This is a genomic window from Streptococcus sp. 20925_1_22 (assembly GCF_041431685.1).
Taxonomy (GTDB): Bacteria; Bacillota; Bacilli; order Lactobacillales; family Streptococcaceae; genus Streptococcus.
Window position 1 is genome coordinate 120,590 of sequence record NZ_JAPVYE010000002.1, and the last position, 19,918, is coordinate 140,507.

The following is a 19,918-nucleotide window of genomic DNA, read 5'->3' on the forward strand; positions in this document are numbered from 1 at the left end:
TAGGATAATTGGGAGATTAGGAACATGACAAGAGCGAGAAAAAGAGTCATCTTAATTATTGTTGATATTATTTTGCTCAGTATAAGTCAGGGGATTTCAAAATTCTTCTTAGCGAAATATGTCGGGATAACGGATTTATCTTTTGTCTCTATTTTAATAGGGATTATTGTACTGTATTTGACATTTGCAACACTGTCGAATGTATTTTCTACCATTACAAGGTATACAGATTACAAAACAATGTTTCGAGTAGGGGGCTCAATTTTGGGAGCTTACTCGATTGTATATATTGTAGAGAAAATTTTTTATGAATCCACAAATAGTAGATATATTGTTCTTTCTATGCTGCTATCGTTTTTGTTGGTTATTGCTTCAAGGCTGACTTGGCGGGAGATTCATGAATTTGTGCAGCACCCTTCAGCCTTACTGGGTAAGAAAGTAGATGGGACGAAGACCCTTGTTGTTGGTTCAGGGGATGGTGCTAGTCTCTTTATCAAGACAGCCCAGCAAAAATCAAAAGATTTAAAGATAGTTGCGATTGTGGATGATGATAAGAATAAGCAAAATACGTATCTTCATGGAGTAAAAGTTGTAGGAACAACTGAGCAGATACCTGAAATTGTAGGGAATTATGAAGTTGAACAAATTGTCATTGCCATTCCTTCGTTGGCTCCGGATGATTACGAGCGAATCGTAGAGTACTGCCAACAGACGGAGGTCAAGGTCAATGCCATGCCTAAGTATGAACAGGTGATTACGGGGAAACTATCTGTCAGCAAACTTCAGGAAATTGATATTGCAGATCTGTTAGGGCGTAAAGAAGTTAAGCTGGATCAGCAAAGTTTGAAGTCCAATATTAAATGCAAGACAGTTCTTGTTACGGGGGCCGGCGGCTCTATCGGCTCGGAACTTTGCCGTCAGATTGCTCAATTCTGCCCAGCTAGGCTCCTGCTTCTAGGTCATGGAGAAAATTCAATTTATTTGATTCACAAGGAGCTGTCAAGCCGTTATAAAGATGATATTGAGTTGATTCCAATCATTGCAGATATTCAAGATAGAGAGAGGATTTTCCATATTATGGAAACCTATCGTCCTGATCGAGTGTATCATGCAGCAGCTCACAAGCATGTTCCTTTGATGGAGTACAATCCGACAGAAGCGGTCAAAAATAATATCTATGGTACACGAAATGTAGCAGAAGCAGCAAAGGCAGCTGGTGTCGCGAAATTTGTTATGATTTCTACAGATAAGGCGGTCAACCCGCCTAATGTTATGGGGGCAACTAAACGTGTAGCAGAAATGGTCGTGACCAGTTTAAATGAAGAAGGAAAGACTCTTTTCTCAGCTGTCCGCTTTGGGAATGTTTTGGGCAGCCGAGGTAGTGTCGTTCCTTTGTTCAAGGAGCAGATTGCCAAGGGAGGTCCTATCACCGTGACGGACTTTCGAATGACACGCTATTTCATGACCATACCAGAAGCCAGCCGCTTGGTGATTCAGGCTGGAGCCTTGATGCAAGGGGGAGAGGTTTTTGTCTTGGATATGGGCGAGCCTGTGAAAATTTTGGACTTGGCTAAAAAGATGATCACGCTCAGTGGCCATACTGAAGAGGAGATTCAGATTCAAGAAGCAGGCATTCGACCGGGTGAAAAGCTTTATGAAGAGCTCTTGTCTGCCAAGGAAAAGGTTAATGATCAAGTCTATGAAAAGATTTTTGTAGGGAATGTTCAGTCGCTGCCCAAGACCGAGGTGGATTCCTATGTGGACTCTCTTCTGTCTCTTGGTGCAAATGATCTCAAGGACAGCTTGGTAAAGTTTGCACAGCAATAAGTTTTTAGGATAATCATGTATAAATTTTTTAAACGAACATTAGATATAGTCTTATCATTCTTAGGAATGATTGCCTTATCACCGTTTTTTCTGCTTCTAGTACTTGCTATTAAATTGGATTCAAAAGGACCAGTTTTGTTCAAACAGAAGCGGGTCGGTCTGCATAAGAAACACTTCTATATTTTGAAATTCAGAACGATGCGAATTGACACCCCTAAAGATACCCCAACTCATTTACTGGAAAATCCTGAGCAATGGATTACAAAGGTTGGGAAGTTTCTTAGGAAGACGTCTATGGATGAGTTGCCTCAGATTTGGAATATTTTTGTGGGTGACATGAGTATCATAGGTCCAAGACCGGCTCTTTGGAATCAGTATGATTTGATTGAAGAGCGAGACCGCTATGGAGCAAATGATGTTTTGCCAGGTCTGACGGGATGGGCTCAGATTCACGGGCGAGATGAGTTGCCGATTGCTAAGAAAGCTGAATTGGACGGCTACTACGTCCAGCATCTATCTTTTGGATTGGATGTCCGCTGTTTCTTTGGCACCATTAAGAGTGTAGTCAAGAGCGAAGGAGTTGTCGAAGGGGGCACGGGAAATATGGAAAAGAAAGATTAAAGGCTGATGAAAAGAATATTAATTACGGGAGAGGGTAGCTATATCGGCCGGAGCTTTAAGAGGTATGTTTCCTCACGGGAGGATGTTCAGGTTGATGAGCTGGACGTCCGCGGGGAAACCTGGAAGGAGAAAGATTTTTCGTCTTTTGATGTAATTTTGCATTTGGCGGCGATTGTCCATATCTCCAACCCATCAAAAGAGATGGAATCGGTATATAATCAAGTCAATACTCAGCTACCGTATGAATTGGCTCAAAAGGCTAAACGCGAAGGCGTCAAACAGTTTATCTTTATGAGCAGCATGAGCGTCTATGGCGAAGTTTTGGGAGATCGGGTTATCACAAAGGATACAAAAGAGCGTCCTGATTCTTTTTATGGCAAAAGCAAACTAGCTGCTGAGCAACTTCTGGCGGAATTGGAGAGCGAAGATTTCAAATTGGCAGTTTTACGGCCGCCAATGGTTTATGGTCATCAAGCTAAAGGAAACTATAAGCGATTGTCAAAGTTGGCTCAGAAGCTACCAGTCTTCCCTTTGGTTCAGAATGAACGTAGTATGATTTATATTGACAATCTTTGTGAGTTTATCAGGCTGATTGTTCAGAATCAAGACAGCGGTATCTTCTATCCTCAAAATCAGGACTATGTCAACACCTCTCAGCTAGTCAAAGAAATAAAACGGACTCATGGTCAGAGAGTAGTCTTGCTGCCAGCATTTAACTTGATTTTAAAAAAATTGTCCCGCTATGTTTCGACTCTAAATAAGCTGTTTTCAGATTTAACTTATGAAAAAGAGATGTCTAGCTATCCTCAGTCTTATCAGGTGGCAGATTTTAGGAGGTCTATTGAGAGGACGGAGAAGGGAAACTAGTTTAGGATGATTGGGGGGATTGTTAGTGAAGTTTTCGGTATTGATGTCTGTCTATCAGAAAGAGAATCCGGATTTCTTAAGAAAGAGCCTAAATAGCGTTCTTATAGAGCAGAGCCGCAAGCCAGATGAGCTTGTCCTTGTAGAGGATGGGCCGCTGACAGAAGAGCTTTATCAGACGATTCGAGATTTCAAGGAAACATTTCCAGAGATGAAAGTTCTACCCTTAAAGGAAAATGTCGGATTGGGAGAAGCTTTGCATCGGGGAGTTGAGGCTTGCTCTTATGATTGGATTGCTAGAATGGATACAGATGACATTGCGACACCGGACCGTTTCCAGCAACAAGTGGACTATATTGAGCAGCATCCGCAGTTAGATGTTCTGGGTGGCAATATCATAGAATTTGACACGGAACCAGATCAAATAGTGGCAGAGAAACAAATGCCGCTTTCCCATGAAGAAATTATCAAAAGGTTGCAGAGGAGAAATCCTTTCTGTCACATGACGGTTTTTTTCAAGAAATCATCTGTTTTAAAAGCAGGCAATTACAAGTCCTTGCCTTTAGTGGAAGACTATTATCTTTGGGCGAGAATGGCTGCTCAGGGCTGTCGTTTCGCCAATCTTAATCGGGTCTTGGTTTATGCTCGCGTCGGAAACGGCATGCATATGAGAAGAAGCCAGACAGAGCAGATTGCCAGCTGGAAAGTGGTCAATACTTTTTTGCTGTCACATGGTATGTTGAACCGAGGGCAATATTATCAAAATATGTTGATGATTCGTGCTTTTGTGGGAACGCCTATTTGGATAAAAGCGTTCATTTATAAGTATCTGCTTAGAAGAAAGTAATGACTTTACAGACAGAGCAGTCTAGCTTAGATAGGGAGAAAGCTAGGAGTTAGGGGGATATAGGATGAAAAGTTTAGGAAGGAGGGAGAAATGATTTCTGTCGTGATGGCGACCTATAATGGGGCGGGTTTTATTTTGGAGCAACTAGACTCTATCCGCACTCAAAAGCTGAAGCCTGATCAGGTCATTATCTGTGATGACTGTTCGACAGATCAGACAGTGGCACTAATCAAGGATTACATCACCAAGCACCAACTGACTGATTGGCAGCTGATTGAAAATCAGGAAAATTTGGGTCATTATCGAACTTTTATAAAATTAGCGAGTTTGGCTGAGAACGATATTGTTTTTTTCGCTGATCAGGATGATAAATGGTTGCCTGATAAAACAGCTGCCTTGCAGAAAGTACTGTTAGAAACAGGTGCTGCTATGGTTTATGGCCAGTCTTACTTGATTGATCAAAATGGTCAGGTCATCAAGGAGCCCAAGGTTTCAGGAGAAAGGCAAGAAAGAAATCTAGCTTGGCTTCTAAAAAAATGGCCGTCAGGTTATCAGACAGCTTTTAGAAAGTCGATACTGACTGATATTTTAGAGCAACAGTATACGGATTATCCTGGATTTGACTATCATGATGTTTTATTTGGTATGCTGGCTCCATTGTATGGAAAAATTGTTTGCTTGGACCAGCTTCTGGATCAGCACCGCATTCATCAGGCAAATGTAACCCAGTCTGCGTCGTCGCTCAGTTTTAACAAAACAAGGTTATCTAGGATTAACTATTTACAGAAGGTCATCAGTCGCTATGAGTCCGTGAAAAAAATCGCAGAGGAGCGACAGATTTCTGAGGCGGACCATCGACAGATTGCTAGGGCTTTGGCCTTGACCAATCTTAGACTGAAATTGTTACAGTCTAGAAATCCATTTTGGGCTTTGGGACTGATGTTTCAAATAAGGGAGTATAGAACAATAAAAGATTTCATCAGTGATTTGGTATACACCTACTCACTGAATGGACTTGCTAGGAGATTATTGAAAAAGTTTGGGAGGTAAGAAAAATGAGAGGAACCAGTAAGATTGAATGGGAGTTGGCTTTGGGAGAACGCTTCAGCCCCATGTATCAGAAAATTACGGATGATAAATTAAAGGTTTTACAAAAAGCCTATTTAAAAATGTATAAAAAATTTGATGCAGAGTGTCGTCGGCATCATATTCATTCCTACATGGTTGCAGGGACCTTGATTGGTTCTTTGCGACATGGGGGCTATATCCCTTGGGACGATGATATCGACTTAGTGATGTTCCGAGAGGACTACAATCGTCTGCAGGAAATCTTTGCGGACAGCGAGGACTTCGAACTGGTCTCTCCTGCGAATGCGACAGACAGTGTCTTTAAGGTTCTAAAGCTGCAGAGCAAGTCACTGACCTACTATGATGTTTTGGGAGAAGGTTTCAGTAAAAAGAAACATCTTTATCTTGATATGTTGCCAATTGACTTTGTCCCAGAGAATAACATGCTTCGCAAGCTCAAGGGTCTTCTATTCAGAGCCTTGGATTTGTCACACAATAGCTCACGTTGCTATACAAAGTTTACACCGCATCTGACCTATATGGCTAAAGAATCCAAAGAACTCAGACAAAATCTTTGGATCAGAAGACTGATAGGATTCCCTTCTTTTATCATGGGGCCGGCTAATATGTATAAGTTGATGGAAAAACTCATCCAGTCTAATAAGAAGACTTCAAAAATAACAATTGCTTATGGTGTAAAAGGCTATTTGGGAGAGACTATCGACTATGAAAGTTTCTATCCAGCTAAAAAGTATTCCTTTGAAGGCTATGAGTTCGATGGACCTAATGATGCGGACAAGTATCTGACTAATCGCTATGGTGATTACATGACACCGCCTGAAAAAAAAGAACAGACAGAACGTCATGTCAGACTGAGAGATAATTGGGTTGAATTAATAGAAGGAAGATAATGGTTTTTTTACTAATTTTGGGTGGCCTTTTCCTCTTGTTTTTGACAATCAAAACAGTAGGAAGAGACTATGCTAACCCGGCTTTTATATACTTGGCAATATGGATGATAGCAAGTATTTTTACCGCATTTTATTCATCCAAATGGGGAGAGGGACTTTCTCTGATAACGGTCACTGTTATCTTTGTTGGGAATGCCATTTTTTTAATGGGAGTCCTCTTGTCATCGAATTTGTTTGCTGAGAGGAAGTTGGACGCCAAACCTAGTCAAATAAAGGTGAGTAATTTTTTCATTATTTTAGTTCTCTTGTTTTTGGCTTATGCGGTCAGGTTTATTTATTCCGATTTGCTTTACTTGGCGGCGCAGAGCAAGCAGGTACCGGGGGGATTGTTTAAAACCATTGAATTGGCTCGGCATATGACTACAAATTATGATTTCTCTCTTAGTCGTCTTAGCCTCAATTTGCTGCGAGTTAACTTTTCCTTAGGAATTGTTTTCTTCTACTTTTTCTGTGAATCTCTTTTTTCAGGAAAAGATGGCATTTTCTACAAGGGCAAGTTACTGCTGGTTAGTCTGATTTCTTTAGGTATTTCCCTTTTGTCTACTGGGCGTACGGAGTTGCTGGGCTTGGTTGCAGGCTATGCTATTGTATATATGTTGTTTTTCTCGAAGTATTATTCGTGGAAAGACAGCAGGTATGGTGTGAAGCTTTTTCGCTCTTTGCTGATAATTGGCTTTGTATTCCTTGTATTATTTATGGCGGTTGGAACCTTTGTTCTCAATCGAGTGGATAGTCGGGCAGAGTTCGGAATTTTGGATAATTTGGTTAAATATATGGGTTCACCCATTCAGGCTTTAGACTACTATCTGAAAAATCCTACTCTTTATAGCGATAATCAAGTCTTTGGAGAAAATACTTTTATTGCTATCTATGGAACATTGAAATCCCTCGGTCTGTCTAGCCATGAGCTGACACCTTTCTTGCCTGTTGTTCATTTTAACGACGATAAAACCAATGTTTACACAATTTATTACTATTTTATCAAGGATTTTGGCTATTTCTCAGTCCTTATCTTTCAGCTTTTATATGGCTTCTTTTACGGAAGTTTCTACTATTCTATCAAAAAACGCTATTTCACCCCGCTAAAGGTTATTGTTTTCGCTTTATTTGCGTATCCTTTAGTCATTTCATTCTTTCAGGAAACGTTGCTGTCATTGTTGACAACCCATATTAATCGGATTATCTATGCTTTTGTGATTTATATGGCAGCTGATTTACTGAGTAGAGTGCGATTTACAACGAGAGGAAGGAAAGTATCGGTATGACGACATCAGCTCTGATATTCGCAGGCGGCACAGGCAGCCGCATGAATACCAAGACCTTACCCAAGCAGTTTTTAGAGTTGCACGGTAAGCCAATTATTATTCATACGATTGAGCACTTTGAAGACCATCCGGCAGTCTCGGACATTGTGGTTGTCTGTGTAGACGGCTGGCTGGACTACTGCAGAGATTTATTAGCTCGATTCAATATTAAAAAAGTCAGTCAAGTAGTTCCTGGTGGAGAGACTGGCCAAATGTCTATTTTTAATGGTCTCGCTGTCTTACGGGAAAAGTACAAGAACGATGACGACTATGTGTTGATTCATGATGGTGTTCGCCCTTTGATTGACGGGGGAATCATTTCTAAAAATATTGAGGCAGCAAAAAAGTATGGGGCAGCTATTACGGTTAAGCCGGTTATCGAAACAGTTATTCAGGTCGATGAGGCGGATGTTATTAATCAGGTTATCGAGCGTTCCACTTGCCAGACAGCTGTCGCCCCTCAAACCTTCGCGCTTTCGAAGATTCACTCCCTGCATTTAAAAGCTCAGGCAGAGAATCAGTTTGATATGACGGATTCTGCGACATTGGCTCGTTATTTTGGACTCCCTCTGCATACAGTCATGGGGGGCAGTGAAAATATCAAAATTACGACTCCATCTGATTTTTATATTTTTAGAGCGATTTACGAAGCGCGTGAAAATGCACAAATTTTTGGTTGATATGGGAAATAATACAATTTTACAAAAGGATATGGAAGACCTAGCTGCTGTCAGTCCTATTCTCAGAGAACTGAGAAATGTCACAGTCTTGATAACCGGAGCAACCGGACTTATAGGCAGACACTGTATTTCCGCTTTGATGGCTTTAAATGATTTGTACGGAGCCAATGTCAGAGTAGTCGCTTTAGCACGAAATCAGAAAAAAGCGGAAGAGTTGTTTCAGGATTTTTTACATAGTGAGAATCTGAAGCTAGTGTATGCTGACTTGCTGTCAGATTGGCAGATAGAGGAGGATTTGGATTATATTATCCATGGAGCCAGTGCGACGGACTCCTCTTTTTTCGTTGAGCATCCTGTGGAGACAATTGATCTAGCCGTAAATGGAACGAAAAAACTGCTGGAGCTGGCTAAAAATAAGCAGGTTCACAGTATGGTTTACCTCTCTTCTCTGGAAGTCTATGGAACGACAAATCCCGATGCTTCTAGCATTAGCGAGAAAGATTACGGTTATTTGGATCCAACCAGTGTCCGTAGCAGTTATTCGGAAAGCAAGCGCATGGCAGAGTCCTTGTGTGTAGGCTATTGTCATCAGTATCAGGTGCCAGTTAGAATGGCTCGTTTGTCACAAACTTTTGGCCCAGGTGTGAGCTATGAAGACAACAGAGTTTTTGCGCAGTTTGCACGTGCCGTTCTTGAAAAGAGAGATATTATCCTCCGAACTAAAGGGGAAACTGTTCGGAACTACTGCTATACCAAAGATGCCATTGAAGCCATTTTTTACATTCTGCTGAAAGGCCAAGCAGATCAAGCTTATAATGTCGCCAATAAAGAGACGGCTATTTCCATTCGTGAGATGGCGGAAATGGTTATTGAACTAAGCGGTAGCAATGAATCGAATTTGGTCTTTGATTTGGCAGAGGATGTGGAAAAGCTAGGATATAATCCGACAGTTAAGATTCGTCTCAATACGGACAAGCTTGAGAGTTTGGGCTGGCAAGCTCATACTGATTTAGAAACCATGTTTTTACGTTTGATTGAGAGCATGGCAGCAGATAGGAAGGAATAGGAGGGCAAATTTGTCTGGTGGATTTAAAAAAATAATAGCTAATTTTTCCTATGTCGTCTTGTCCAATTTGCTGACAGTAATAGTTTCTTCTCTGGTTGTCTTGATTTTGCCTAAGATTATGGGTGTAGAGGAGTATGGCTACTGGCAACTCTATATTTTCTATTTATCTTATGCCGGTTTTGTTCATCTGGGCTGGGTGGATGGAATCTACCTTCGCTACGGTGGTTTGGAGTATGATGATCTGGATAAAGAAAAGTTTTTCTCTCAGTTTCTCATGCTTTTGATCTATTTGACAGGGATTGGAATTTTATTTTTATTAGGAATTTCTGCCTTTATTAGAGATGATAGCAGTCAGTTTGTTTTTACACTTTTGGTTTATACCATGTTGGTTACCAATCTGCGCTTTCTCTTTGTTTACGTTCTTCAGATGACTAATCGACTAAAGGAAAGTTCCTATGTTGTCAGTGGAGACCGACTCCTCTATTTACTGCTTTTACTGGTCTTTATTTTCGTGGGTTTTCGAGATTTCAAGATTATGGTCTATGCAGATTTGATTGGTAGAATTGTTTCTCTTTTTTATGCTATGTATCTGTGCCGAGATATGGCCCTGCGACCTCTCAATCAGTTTAAGTTTGATATACGGGAAACGGTTAGCAATATTGCCGTCGGAATTAATCTGATGCTATCAAATGTAGCCAGTATGCTCATTATCGGAACGGTTCGAATGGGGATTCAAAAGGTATGGAATATTGCTACATTTGGGAAAGTATCCTTGACCCTGAGTATTTCCAATCTGCTTATGACCTTTATCAACGCTATCGGTTTGGTCATCTTTCCGATTTTGAAACGGACGGACGAAAGCAAGTTGCCTAAGATTTACAGTCAGTTGCGGAATATCCTGATGGTTCTTATGTTTGGAGTGCTTTTGCTGTATTATCCCCTGAAAATAGCTTTGGACAGCTGGCTGCCGGCTTACAGAGAGTCCTTGATATTTATGGCTCTAGTCTTTCCTATGTCTGTCTATGAGGGAAAAATGGCTCTGCTTATCAATACCTACTTAAAAGCCTTGCGAATGGAGAGGCAGATTTTTAAAGTAAATGTAATTGCCATGCTCTTAAGCTTTGCTACTACCTTGATTTTTGCAGTTTTTCTGCGCAATCTAAATGCTACAGTTCTGTCTATCGTGCTGCTGCTTGCGACTAGGAGTATATTGGCAGAGCTAATCTTAGCCAAGAGGATGCAGATCGAGGTCGTCAAAGATATCTGGGTTGAGTTGCTAATGACACTTGTGTTTATTGCTTCGAATTGGTTTTTATCAGTTTATCTAGCTGCAGCAGCTTACGGATTTGTCTATCTGACCTATAGCATTTACAAATACCAAAGTTTGAAAGGTCTGCTCCAACAATTGCAGGCTCGTTGATGCTTGATAAATTATAAATAGTTTAACAATCTAAATACTAAGCCCTGTCTGGGCTTTTTACGTTTGTAATGTAGTGTTAGCATACAAAGTAACTTATTGCGGATTATGGTATTTTTTAGAATAACTAGAAATTAGCTAAAATAATTCCGTTCTTTATGCCTGAGAATATAAATGGTTTTGCAAGTTATTCTACCATGAAGAGATTTCAAAAGGCATCAGAAGAGCAGAGCTATAGGGTAGCAAATTAGGCTGGTTTTTGGTATTTTAAGTAAGTGCAGAATTCGGCGGTCAACTTTAGAAAGAGAAATACCTGTTAGTTGCAATAGTAAAATTAAAGAGAACTTGAGGATTAGCAAGAAGAGGTGTCCTATGAAAAAAATTTTAGTCACAGGTGGAGCGGGATATATAGGAAGTCACACAGTGGTTGAACTAGTCATAGCAGGCTATGAAGCCATTATCGTGGATAACTTTTCGAATAGCTCTCCAGAAGTGCTAGAGCGCTTAGAAACTATCACTGGTAAGAATATTCCGTTTTTCAAGGGTTCGATTTCTGATAAAAATCTGATGGACCAGATTTTCAAAGACAATCACATTGATGCAGTCATTCATTTAGCGGCCTATAAGTCAGTAGAAGAATCGGTGCGGGAACCACTTAAATATTATGAAAATAATGTCAGTGCTAGTATTTCTCTTCTTGATGTTATGGAAGAGCACAAGGTAGAACATATTATCTTTAGCTCCAGTGCCACGGTCTATGGAATGAATCATGGTTTATCCTTGACAGGAGATTTATCTACTTCAGCGACCAATCCCTACGGCCATACTAAGCTGATGATGGAGCAGATTTTGACGGATCTTGCTCTTGCACATTCAGATTGGTCTGTAACCAATCTTCGTTACTTCAATCCAATTGGTGCTCACGAGTCTGGTCTGATTGGTGAAGATCCAAATGGAATTCCTAATAACCTTATGCCTTATATTACTCAGGTTGCGGTCGGTAAATTGCAAGAGCTTAGCGTTTTCGGAAATGATTATGATACGCATGACGGTACAGGAGTGCGGGATTATATCCACGTAGTCGATTTAGCCAAGGGCCATGTTTTGGCTTTGAAACATAATTTAGAAAACAAGGGGGTCGCTGTTTTCAATCTTGGTACAGGGATTGGTTATAGTGTACTGGATATGGTTAAAGCATTTGAAAATGTCAATGGTGTGAAAATTCCTTATACTATAAAAGATAGACGACCTGGAGATGTGGCGACTTGCTATGCCGATGCAAGTAAAGCTAATGACATTTTGGGCTGGAAAGCTGAGAAAACTCTCCAAGATATGATGCGAGATTCTTGGAGATGGCAAAGCTCAAATCCTAATGGCTATGAAGGCTAATGTAGAATATCGGTCAGGTGAATAAAGCTCTTCTGTAATAGTGCAGAAGAGTTTTTCTATATAAGAGCTGTCTTCTCCCACAGATGCAAAAGTTTTTAAAGAATGTCATCAATTGATATGTTTTTTAATGGGCATGTAATCTGGTCTTGATGAGCTGTAATAATAAACATGCTATAATGTCTGCATGAAGACTGAAAACACAACTTTGCACGCTTTCAAGGCCCTAGCTTGCTTTAGTATTGTTTCCTTACACTTTCTGTTGCCAGGGCAATTTGGCGTTTTTTATCAAATTGTGGCCCGCTTTGCAGTTCCCTTTTTCATGATGCTGTCGGGCTATTTTTCCTTTAATATTTCCAGAGACAAGGTCAAGTATCGTCTCAAGCAGATGCTCCTTTTGACAGCTGCCAGTCTCCTATTTTACACAATCGTGCATTTTGTCAACCTAGTGCTGACCAGAGAACTAACAGAAAAGATGGCATCTATAGACCTGTCTGATTTTGCAGACTTTTTCCTCTTTAACAGTCCCAGAGACTTGATTGGTTCAGCTGCTACACCGACTTGGTATTTGCTGGCTATCTCCTATATCTACACGCTTTATCTGGTTTTTTATAAGCATTTCCACCGTTTAACTAGCTTTGGTGTGTCCTTATTCTTGTTAGTTTTGGCCTTTTGTATCGAGTTCAATACAGACAGTGAATTTTACTATCGCAACTTCCTGTTTATGGGGCTTCCCTTTTTCATTTTAGGCATGCAGTTTGTCAAGCATCGGGACCGGATTTTAGCCTACGACTTGTCTTCTGTCAGGAAATGGGCGATTGGCTTGGGAATAGCGGCTTTGATTTTGCTTGAGTACTGTTTCATGGGTACGGAGTACGACCTCTATCCCAGTACCCTTTTGTCTTCCAGTGCAATTTTCCTCTATGCGGTCAGAAACGGGACCAATATTGATATTCCGATTTTGAATAATATTGCCAAAAAGTACGCCACCATGATTTATATCATCCATCCTTTTATTATCTTCATTTTCAGGTCGATAATGCCTCGGAATACCATTTATAGTTTTGGCTTTTTTATCATTTTCTTACTGTCTTACTTGCTGAGCATAGTTTTTCAGAAAGCCATCCGGCCCAGACTTATCAGTGCACTTCCGGCTCAGTGATGTAAGCTGTCATAGCTTATCCTCGCTTTGACTCCAAACTAAAAGCAACAGACCATACTGTTGCTTTTCTTAGTCTATCTTGCGTTCAGACTGCTCAATACTTTTTCAAAACTGTCAGAGTGGGCTTCGACGGTGATTTTTTCCAGCGTAAAAGGGTGGGTGAAGGTCAGCCGATGGGCGTGAAGCATAAGCCGCCCTTGGGGCTGCGGATGATAAAGGGGGTCACCGATAAGTGGGTGTCCGTGGTGAGCTAGATGAACACGGATCTGATGGGTGCGTCCAGTCTTGAGTTGGCATTTGACCAAGGCAGCCTGCCCAAATTGCTTGACCCTAGTCACATGGGTCTCTGCATAGAGTCCTTTTCGGGGGTCAACCAGCCGTTTCCTGCGGTCATGGCGGTCGCGGCCAATCTTGTCTTTATAGATAAGCTTTTTGCTTGGGAACTTGCCTTGGACCAGAGCCCAATATGCGCGGCTGATTTCTCGCTTTTCCAGCAGCCGATTGAGGATGGGCAGGACAAAGGGATTCTTGGCAAAGAGGACAGCACCGCTGGTTTCTTTATCTAGCCGGTGAACGACATAGCAGGTCTCGCCAACATAGGCAGAAACATGATTAAGAAGGGCTAGCTCTGTTGGTTCATTAGCGTGGGTTTTCATACCCTCGGGTTTATTGACGATAATGAGGTGCTGGTCCTGATAGAGCTCCTCTACGAGTTCGCCATTTCCAAACAAGATTGTCTTTTGAGGATAATCCTCTTCATCAAATATCAGGCGGATATCATCTCCAGGTTTGACTACAGTCTGCCAATTGATACTTAGACCGTTGACGGACACATGCTTCTTGGTCCGCAGAAAATGACGGATTTTTCGCGGAATGAGAAATTGTTCTTCCAGCAGCTCTTTGACTGTCATAGCGGGCAGTCCATCTGGGATGGTCAGTGTAAATTTCATACATTTATTGTAGCAGAAAGCCTGCTGTTTGGAAATAGGCAGTGTCGGATAAGACTTGCTGCAGAGGCTTTTAAAAGGCTATTTAATATACTCTTTTTCTTAAAAATAACTAAAAATCAGACAGGAAATAGGGTACTTTCTTGTCTGCACCTAAATAAGGTGATAAAATAAAGTTTATGAAGAATTTAAAAGATTTGTTTGAAAAATTAGTAGATTATTTTACTATACAGAAACCTCAAAAAGAAGCAGCAGAGGAGGTAGAGCTGACAGAAGAGCAAGCCAAGTCTGGTCTCAGCCGTTCGGGTAAGACAAAAAAGAAACCTCTCTCTCAGCACCCTATCCGCCGTTTTTGGCGCAGGTTTCATCTGACCAAGATATTCCTGATTCTCGGCTTGACCTTTGGTCTGGTGGTCGGCGGCTATCTCTTTTATGTGGCTAAGACGACCAATGTCAAGGATTTGCAGAATGCCCTCAAAGCTACCACGCTCATCTTTGACAAGGATGGTAATGAAGCGGGAAGTCTGTCTGGTCAGAAAGGAACTTATGTTGAGCTGACCGAGATTAGTCAAGACCTGCAGAATGCTGTCATCGCGACAGAGGACCGGACTTTCTATGAGAATGGCGGGATTAACTACAGTCGTTTTATCTTGGCTATCCTGACAGCCGGTCGCTCGGGTGGGGGGTCTACCATCACCCAGCAGTTGGCCAAAAATGCCTATCTGTCTCAGGACCAGACCATCGAGCGGAAGGCCAAGGAATTTTTCCTGGCTCTGGAAATCAATAAGAAATACAGCAAGCAGGAAATCCTGACCATGTACCTCAATAATTCCTATTTTGGGAATGGGGTCTGGGGTGTGGAGGATGCCTCTAAGAAATATTTCGGAGTTTCGGCTAGTCAGCTTAGTCTGGACCAGTCGGCTGTTCTGGCTGGTATGCTCAAGGGACCGGAGATTTATAATCCGCTGTATTCAGTTGAAAATGCGACCAATCGTCGTAATACGGTGCTGCAAAATATGGTTGCTGCAGGCTTTATCGATCAGGGGACGGCCGATCAGGCTGCCGCTGTAGGAATCGGTGGCCAGCTGGTTGATGCTTATGCCGGTAAGTCAGAAGACTATCGCTATCCATCCTATTTCGATGCGGTCATCAATGAAGCTGTCAATGACTACGGCTTGACTGAAGAAGAGATTGTTAATAATGGCTATCGAATCTATACTGAATTGGATCAGAACTACCAAGCCAGCATGCAGGTTATTTACAGCAATGTCTCTCTCTTTCCTGTAGCAGAAGATGGTACTATGGCTGAGTCGGGCAGTGTTGCCTTGGATCCAAAAACCGGCGGTGTGCGGGCACTAGTTGGACGAGTCAATAGTGCAGAAGGTTCGACCTTCAGAAGCTTTAACTATGCAACCCAGTCATCCCGCAGCCCCGGCTCTACTATCAAGCCTTTGGTTGCTTACAGTCCAGCCGTTGCTGCTGGTTGGCCGACAGACAAGGAGCTGGATAATACCAGAACCACCTTTGGCGACTATACCATCAACAATTACGGCAATATCCAAAGCTCCCCTAAAGTTCCAATGTATCAAGCCTTGGCAGAATCTCTGAACATTCCGGCTGTTTCAACTGTAGACGAGTTAGGCATTAACAAAGCCTTTGAGTACGGGAAAAAGTTTGGTCTGAATATGGACAAGGTTGATAAGACCTTGGGCGTGGCTCTAGGAAGCGGAGTTACAACCAATCCAATGCAGATGGCGCAGGCCTATTCAGTCTTTGCCAATGGCGGTGTGATGAATGATGCCCATCTCATTACAAAAATTGAAAATGCCAGCGGTCAAGTTGTCAAGACCCATCGCCAAACCTCTACCCGGGTCCTCAATAGCTCAACGACTGACAAGATGAACAGCATGATGCTGGGGACTTTCTCGAACGGTACAGGTATCTACGCAGCTCCTTATGGCTACACTATGGCTGGTAAGACTGGTACGACTGAAACGGACTTTAACCCAGATCTATCTGGTGACCAATGGGTGATTGGATATACGCCGGATGTGGTTATCAGCCAGTGGCTAGGCTTTCCAAAAACTGATGAAACCCACTATCTGACTGGAACCAGCGCGAATGAAGCCTCGGCGGTTTTCCGAAATGTTGCCAATAGCATCCTGCCATATACAGAAGGAACTTCCTTTGAAGGGCAGAAGAATGCCTATGCTGCCAACGGCATTGCCCCTGTGGACACCTATGGTACGGAGGAAACGGGTACTACAACTGAAAACAAAGACTTCCTGCAGGACGTTCAGGATCGAGCTCAACATCTGGTGGATGAAGCCAAGAAAGCCATTGATGACACTGGTATTCCTGAGAAAGCTAAGAATCTCTGGGATACTGTTACCAGCTGGTTTCAATAGGATTTAAAAGAGCTGAACGGCTTGTCAAAAGCATAGAATCCTGCTATAATAAGAAAGATGGAGGCGTTATGGCATTAAAAAAAGCGAGTCTAGCGTGTACAGTCTGTGGTTCTCGGAACTACTCGGTTAAGCTCAGTAGCACTCCAAAACCAACGCGTTTAGAAGTTAATAAATTTTGTAAACATTGCAGTAAATACACCCTGCATAAAGAAACTAGATAGGAGATTGTTGTGAAATTCTTTAAAGATGTTTTTAAATTATTGAAAGATACAACTTGGCCTACACGAAAAGAGAGATGGACAGATTTTATCTCTGTCATGGAATACACTGCATTCTTTGTAGTAATCATCTATATCTTTGACAAAGTAGTGGCAAGCGGTCTTTTCCAGATTCTGAATATTTTCTCTTAATAACTGTAGAGGAAATAGAAAAGAATACTGCGACAGATATATCATTCAAAGTCCCACCTATTGTGATTAGGTGGGATTTTTGGCGTATGTCCTTATTTACGCGCTGACAATTTCACTCAGCTTCAAAAAAATCAAATCTATCTATAATTCATCGTTTGAAATAAAAATTTCTCATACTAGACAACGCTGATTCAAGAATTTTTGGGCAGAATTGCAAGGCTTTGATTTGTATGGGAAAAAGTTAATAAATTCCTTTGCATTTGAGGAATTTATGGTATAATAGGGCTAGAAAGAAGCAGAAGCCCGCAGGCTTTTTTATTTAGGAAAGGATGAACTCATGGACAGTTTTGACAAAGGCTGGTTTGTACTGCAGACCTATTCAGGCTATGAAAACAAGGTAAAAGAAAATCTTTTGCAGCGTGCTCAAACTTATAACATGCTGGAAAATATCTTGCGCGTGGAAATCCCTACTCAGACCGTGCAAGTAGAGAAAAATGGCAAGACCAAGGAAATCGAAGAAAATCGCTTCCCCGGTTATGTTTTGGTGGAAATGGTCATGACAGATGAAGCTTGGTTTGTTGTGCGGAATACTCCGAATGTAACAGGATTTGTCGGGTCACACGGGAACCGCTCTAAACCAACGCCACTCTTGGAAGAAGAGATTCGCAACATTCTCATCTCCATGGGTCAAACAGTTCAGGAATTTGACTTGGATGTCAAGGTTGGGGATACCGTTCGTATCATAGATGGTGCCTTCACTGACTATACAGGTAAGATTACGGAGATTGATAATAACAAGGTCAAGATGATTATTTCCATGTTTGGTAATGACACCGTGGCCGAAGTTAATCTTAGCCAGATTGCAGAGCTTTAATTTATGAAGCAGGATGAACTCTTCGCTATCCTCGTCAAAAGTCATAACCACCCGTGAAAACGGGTGGCTTGTACATCGGCTATAAGCCGTTTCCCTCCAGCGACGTCTAAAGACGTTCGCTGAACTTCGTTCAGGTTAATGCTATGATTACTTGACTAATGCCCGTAAAAACGGGCTTTTATCTTGTTCTAAAACTACCATCTGAGAACGGATCCTCGTACTCTTTGACACTTAACTTATCCAGGGCAATGTCATTTTTCTCTTGCTCGCGAATATATTTGGCAACTGTCTTTTCATTGAGGCCAACGGTACTTACATAGTACCCTCTCGCCCAAAACTTTCGATTACCATACTTATATTTTAGGTTGGCATGTTTATCAAATATCATCAATGCACTCTTGCTTTTCAAATATCCCATGAAATCGGAAATCGAAAGTTTTGGAGGAATCAAGACAAGCATGTGAACATGATCTGGCATCATATGTCCCTCAATAATTTCCACACCTTTGTATTGACATAGATGACGAAAAATCTCAATGAGATCTCGTCTTATTTTGTAGTAAATGGTTTTTCTGCGGTACTTGGGGGTAAAGATGATATGATATTTGCACATCCATTTGGTATGTGATAAACTGTAACTGGTTTTAGCCATTTCTTTTTCCTCCTTTGTCTTACCTGAACAAGTAGATTATACCAGGAAAAAGAAATGAAAGCTCAAAGCCTTGGCAGCCACCAGCTTAGCTGGTGGTTTTCTTGTTTTTCTCTAAGAGAAAAACTGGCTTGAAGCCATAATAAAATCCAAGACCTTTTCAGTCTTGGATTTTTGTGTTTTTGGAACGGAGTGTGAAATTACTTATCCTTAATGACGGAGTCAATAATGTCTTTGGTTTGTTTCATTTGAGAGGTAGACATTACCCCAACGATTTGATTGTTCTGGGTAGAGAAACTAAACTGTTCGTCATTGGAATTTTTATAGACAAAGGTTGTATCGCGCTCTGAACGTATAATCATTTCCGGACGACCAAGCTTGTCGAAAGCTGTCTTGGGAGTGTCGGATGTGGTGATGCTAGAGTAACTGCTTTTGGCTGGCTGAGCGTCTTTTAGGCTAAAACTCAAATTCGTCAGTACATTATTGGTAAAGTAGCACATAATGTCTCCGTTGTCTGTGTGCCAGATGTTAACAGAGTTGCCAGGGTCATTCTCATCAGTGCTGAATGTAGGTTGGCCTAGAGCTGCTGTTACTTCATCGTAAGACGTTTTAGGTTTGTCACCATTGATATCCTCTCCGTTTACCTGAATGACAAAGCCAGTGGAAATATGGAAATTTCTTATTTTCTCTAATTCAGGAATAGAAGCTGCATCTGGTATGTATTGTAGTGCAGAAGCATCATCTGGTTCAAAGCTAGCACGTTTCTGAAATACCTCATCACTACTTTCATAGGTGCTAGAGCTACTGCTAGATGATTTGCTGGATGTTTCCTTAGAGGATGAACTTTTCGAAGCTTTGAGGGAGCTAGGCGTCTTTTTTCTTTGCTGCGTCTGCTTGGCAGGCATGCAGGCTGAGAGAGCTAGCAAAGAGAGGAGACTAAGGGTATAGAAGCTGATTTTTTTCATAATCAATCTTTTTTCCTTTCGCTGATGATGGATGATATTTTTATAATATTATATCAGCAAAGTTTGCTAGAAACAATAGGAAATGCAATAAAAAAAGCCCTTTGAGGACTTCTAGAAATATATTTACGAAGGCGGTAGACGGATTTGAACCGACGATCAAGCTTTTGCAGAGCCGTGCCTTACCACTTGGCTATACCGCCGCAACTCTTATTATTCTATCGTAAATACTTGCTTTCGTCAAGAGTCTTTCAAAGTCAAATCAGAAAATGTTAGACGCTACCATTCTGAATGCTTCAGGAACAAATGTTCAGCTGAGAGGTAGAATTCATTCTTAGTGGCAGAAAATCTGGCAAACACCTTGTCAAAGAGCTGCGCTTTTGTTATAATAGGGGATGCCGTATAAATGGCAAAATACTCATTTTAGATGAATTGTGGGACTGTTGCCCTTGGGT

19 protein-coding genes and 1 tRNA gene are annotated in these 19,918 nt (G+C 41.5%); 16 read left to right on the forward strand and 4 right to left on the reverse strand.

Annotated features, from left to right (window positions below):
• Window positions 1-24: 24 nt before the first annotated feature.
• The 12 genes from O3621_RS03075 to O3621_RS03130 all read left to right on the forward strand — a co-directional run bounded on the left by O3621_RS03075 (window position 25) and on the right by O3621_RS03130 (window position 13,213).
• Window positions 25-1,827 (forward strand): polysaccharide biosynthesis protein, encoded by a 1,803-nt coding sequence (locus O3621_RS03075; protein WP_371513626.1) that lies wholly within the window; start codon window positions 25-27, stop codon window positions 1,825-1,827.
• 15 nt (window positions 1,828-1,842) lie between these two features.
• Window positions 1,843-2,448, forward strand: coding sequence for a sugar transferase (locus tag O3621_RS03080; RefSeq protein ID WP_371513628.1), 606 nt, complete (start codon window positions 1,843-1,845; stop codon window positions 2,446-2,448).
• 6 nt (window positions 2,449-2,454) lie between these two features.
• On the forward strand, window positions 2,455-3,315 hold the full coding sequence (locus O3621_RS03085; protein ID WP_371513629.1) for an NAD-dependent epimerase/dehydratase family protein: 861 nt from the start codon (window positions 2,455-2,457) through the stop codon (window positions 3,313-3,315).
• A gap of 10 nt (window positions 3,316-3,325) precedes the next feature.
• Window positions 3,326-4,159: a glycosyltransferase gene (locus O3621_RS03090; protein WP_371513631.1), complete on the forward strand. Its 834-nt coding sequence runs from the start codon at window positions 3,326-3,328 to the stop codon at window positions 4,157-4,159.
• A 90-nt stretch (window positions 4,160-4,249) separates the two neighbouring features.
• Window positions 4,250-5,209, forward strand: a complete 960-nt coding sequence (locus O3621_RS03095) for a glycosyltransferase family 2 protein (RefSeq protein WP_371513633.1) — start codon at window positions 4,250-4,252, stop codon at window positions 5,207-5,209.
• Window positions 5,210-5,214: 5 nt separating this feature from the next.
• Window positions 5,215-6,138, forward strand: coding sequence for a phosphorylcholine transferase LicD (locus O3621_RS03100; protein WP_371513634.1), 924 nt, complete (start codon window positions 5,215-5,217; stop codon window positions 6,136-6,138).
• The gene (locus O3621_RS03105) at window positions 6,138-7,463 is read left to right on the forward strand and encodes an O-antigen polymerase (protein ID WP_371513636.1); all 1,326 of its coding nucleotides are present in this window, start codon (window positions 6,138-6,140) and stop codon (window positions 7,461-7,463) included. The genes O3621_RS03100 and O3621_RS03105 overlap by 1 nt, the downstream gene beginning before the upstream one ends.
• Window positions 7,460-8,182 carry a 2-C-methyl-D-erythritol 4-phosphate cytidylyltransferase gene (ispD, locus tag O3621_RS03110; protein ID WP_072074728.1) on the forward strand — a complete coding sequence of 241 codons (723 nt, stop codon included), beginning with the start codon at window positions 7,460-7,462 and terminating at the stop codon, window positions 8,180-8,182. Before O3621_RS03105 ends, ispD begins: the two co-directional genes overlap by 4 nt.
• Window positions 8,163-9,248 carry an NAD-dependent epimerase/dehydratase family protein gene (locus O3621_RS03115; RefSeq protein WP_371513638.1) on the forward strand — a complete coding sequence of 362 codons (1,086 nt, stop codon included), beginning with the start codon at window positions 8,163-8,165 and terminating at the stop codon, window positions 9,246-9,248. Before ispD ends, O3621_RS03115 begins: the two co-directional genes overlap by 20 nt.
• Before the next feature lie 10 nt (window positions 9,249-9,258).
• Complete coding sequence (locus tag O3621_RS03120) at window positions 9,259-10,668, forward strand: hypothetical protein (RefSeq protein ID WP_371513640.1); 1,410 nt, start codon at window positions 9,259-9,261, stop codon at window positions 10,666-10,668.
• 369 nt (window positions 10,669-11,037) lie between these two features.
• Window positions 11,038-12,054 carry a UDP-glucose 4-epimerase GalE gene (gene galE / locus O3621_RS03125; protein WP_371513641.1) on the forward strand — a complete coding sequence of 339 codons (1,017 nt, stop codon included), beginning with the start codon at window positions 11,038-11,040 and terminating at the stop codon, window positions 12,052-12,054.
• A 184-nt stretch (window positions 12,055-12,238) separates the two neighbouring features.
• Complete coding sequence (locus O3621_RS03130; RefSeq protein WP_371513643.1) at window positions 12,239-13,213, forward strand: acyltransferase family protein; 975 nt, start codon at window positions 12,239-12,241, stop codon at window positions 13,211-13,213.
• A gap of 74 nt (window positions 13,214-13,287) precedes the next feature.
• Here O3621_RS03130 and O3621_RS03135 read toward each other — a convergent pair whose 3' ends face one another.
• Window positions 13,288-14,163: an RluA family pseudouridine synthase gene (locus O3621_RS03135; protein WP_371513645.1), complete on the reverse strand. Its 876-nt coding sequence runs from the start codon at window positions 14,161-14,163 to the stop codon at window positions 13,288-13,290.
• A gap of 176 nt (window positions 14,164-14,339) precedes the next feature.
• Between O3621_RS03135 and pbp2a the strand changes: the two genes are divergently transcribed.
• The 4 genes from pbp2a to nusG all read left to right on the forward strand — a co-directional run bounded on the left by pbp2a (window position 14,340) and on the right by nusG (window position 17,852).
• Complete coding sequence (gene pbp2a, locus O3621_RS03140; RefSeq protein WP_371513647.1) at window positions 14,340-16,568, forward strand: penicillin-binding protein PBP2A; 2,229 nt, start codon at window positions 14,340-14,342, stop codon at window positions 16,566-16,568.
• A 68-nt stretch (window positions 16,569-16,636) separates the two neighbouring features.
• Complete coding sequence (gene rpmG, locus O3621_RS03145; RefSeq protein WP_002894024.1) at window positions 16,637-16,789, forward strand: 50S ribosomal protein L33; 153 nt, start codon at window positions 16,637-16,639, stop codon at window positions 16,787-16,789.
• Between the two features lie 9 nt (window positions 16,790-16,798).
• Window positions 16,799-16,978 carry a preprotein translocase subunit SecE gene (secE, locus tag O3621_RS03150; protein WP_002894022.1) on the forward strand — a complete coding sequence of 60 codons (180 nt, stop codon included), beginning with the start codon at window positions 16,799-16,801 and terminating at the stop codon, window positions 16,976-16,978.
• Window positions 16,979-17,315: 337 nt separating this feature from the next.
• A complete protein-coding gene (gene nusG / locus O3621_RS03155) occupies window positions 17,316-17,852 on the forward strand; it encodes a transcription termination/antitermination protein NusG (RefSeq protein WP_002894018.1) in 537 nt (178 codons plus the stop codon).
• 178 nt (window positions 17,853-18,030) lie between these two features.
• Here the strand turns inward: nusG and tnpA are convergent, their stop codons facing one another.
• The 3 genes from tnpA to O3621_RS03170 all read right to left on the reverse strand — a co-directional run bounded on the left by tnpA (window position 18,031) and on the right by O3621_RS03170 (window position 19,666).
• Window positions 18,031-18,504, reverse strand: a complete 474-nt coding sequence (gene tnpA / locus O3621_RS03160) for an IS200/IS605 family transposase (RefSeq protein WP_175859346.1) — start codon at window positions 18,502-18,504, stop codon at window positions 18,031-18,033.
• A 197-nt stretch (window positions 18,505-18,701) separates the two neighbouring features.
• Entirely contained in the window at window positions 18,702-19,466 is a 765-nt protein-coding gene (locus O3621_RS03165) for a hypothetical protein (RefSeq protein WP_314449875.1), read from the reverse strand.
• A 129-nt stretch (window positions 19,467-19,595) separates the two neighbouring features.
• Window positions 19,596-19,666 (reverse strand) — tRNA-Cys (locus O3621_RS03170).
• Window positions 19,667-19,918: the final 252 nt, after the last annotated feature.

Coding starts and splice junctions, on each gene's coding strand:
- O3621_RS03095 (WP_371513633.1), top strand. CDS start 4,250: ATGATTTCTGTCGTGATGGCGACCTATAATGGGGCGGGTTTTATTTTG.
- O3621_RS03075 (WP_371513626.1), top strand. CDS start 25: ATGACAAGAGCGAGAAAAAGAGTCATCTTAATTATTGTTGATATTATT.
- galE (WP_371513641.1), top strand. CDS start 11,038: ATGAAAAAAATTTTAGTCACAGGTGGAGCGGGATATATAGGAAGTCAC.
- O3621_RS03105 (WP_371513636.1), top strand. CDS start 6,138: ATGGTTTTTTTACTAATTTTGGGTGGCCTTTTCCTCTTGTTTTTGACA.
- pbp2a (WP_371513647.1), top strand. CDS start 14,340: ATGAAGAATTTAAAAGATTTGTTTGAAAAATTAGTAGATTATTTTACT.
- O3621_RS03080 (WP_371513628.1), top strand. CDS start 1,843: ATGTATAAATTTTTTAAACGAACATTAGATATAGTCTTATCATTCTTA.
- O3621_RS03165 (WP_314449875.1), bottom strand. CDS start 19,466: ATGAAAAAAATCAGCTTCTATACCCTTAGTCTCCTCTCTTTGCTAGCT.
- O3621_RS03135 (WP_371513645.1), bottom strand. CDS start 14,163: ATGAAATTTACACTGACCATCCCAGATGGACTGCCCGCTATGACAGTC.
- O3621_RS03130 (WP_371513643.1), top strand. CDS start 12,239: ATGAAGACTGAAAACACAACTTTGCACGCTTTCAAGGCCCTAGCTTGC.
- O3621_RS03100 (WP_371513634.1), top strand. CDS start 5,215: ATGAGAGGAACCAGTAAGATTGAATGGGAGTTGGCTTTGGGAGAACGC.
- O3621_RS03115 (WP_371513638.1), top strand. CDS start 8,163: ATGCACAAATTTTTGGTTGATATGGGAAATAATACAATTTTACAAAAG.
- ispD (WP_072074728.1), top strand. CDS start 7,460: ATGACGACATCAGCTCTGATATTCGCAGGCGGCACAGGCAGCCGCATG.
- rpmG (WP_002894024.1), top strand. CDS start 16,637: ATGGCATTAAAAAAAGCGAGTCTAGCGTGTACAGTCTGTGGTTCTCGG.
- nusG (WP_002894018.1), top strand. CDS start 17,316: ATGGACAGTTTTGACAAAGGCTGGTTTGTACTGCAGACCTATTCAGGC.
- O3621_RS03085 (WP_371513629.1), top strand. CDS start 2,455: ATGAAAAGAATATTAATTACGGGAGAGGGTAGCTATATCGGCCGGAGC.
- tnpA (WP_175859346.1), bottom strand. CDS start 18,504: ATGGCTAAAACCAGTTACAGTTTATCACATACCAAATGGATGTGCAAA.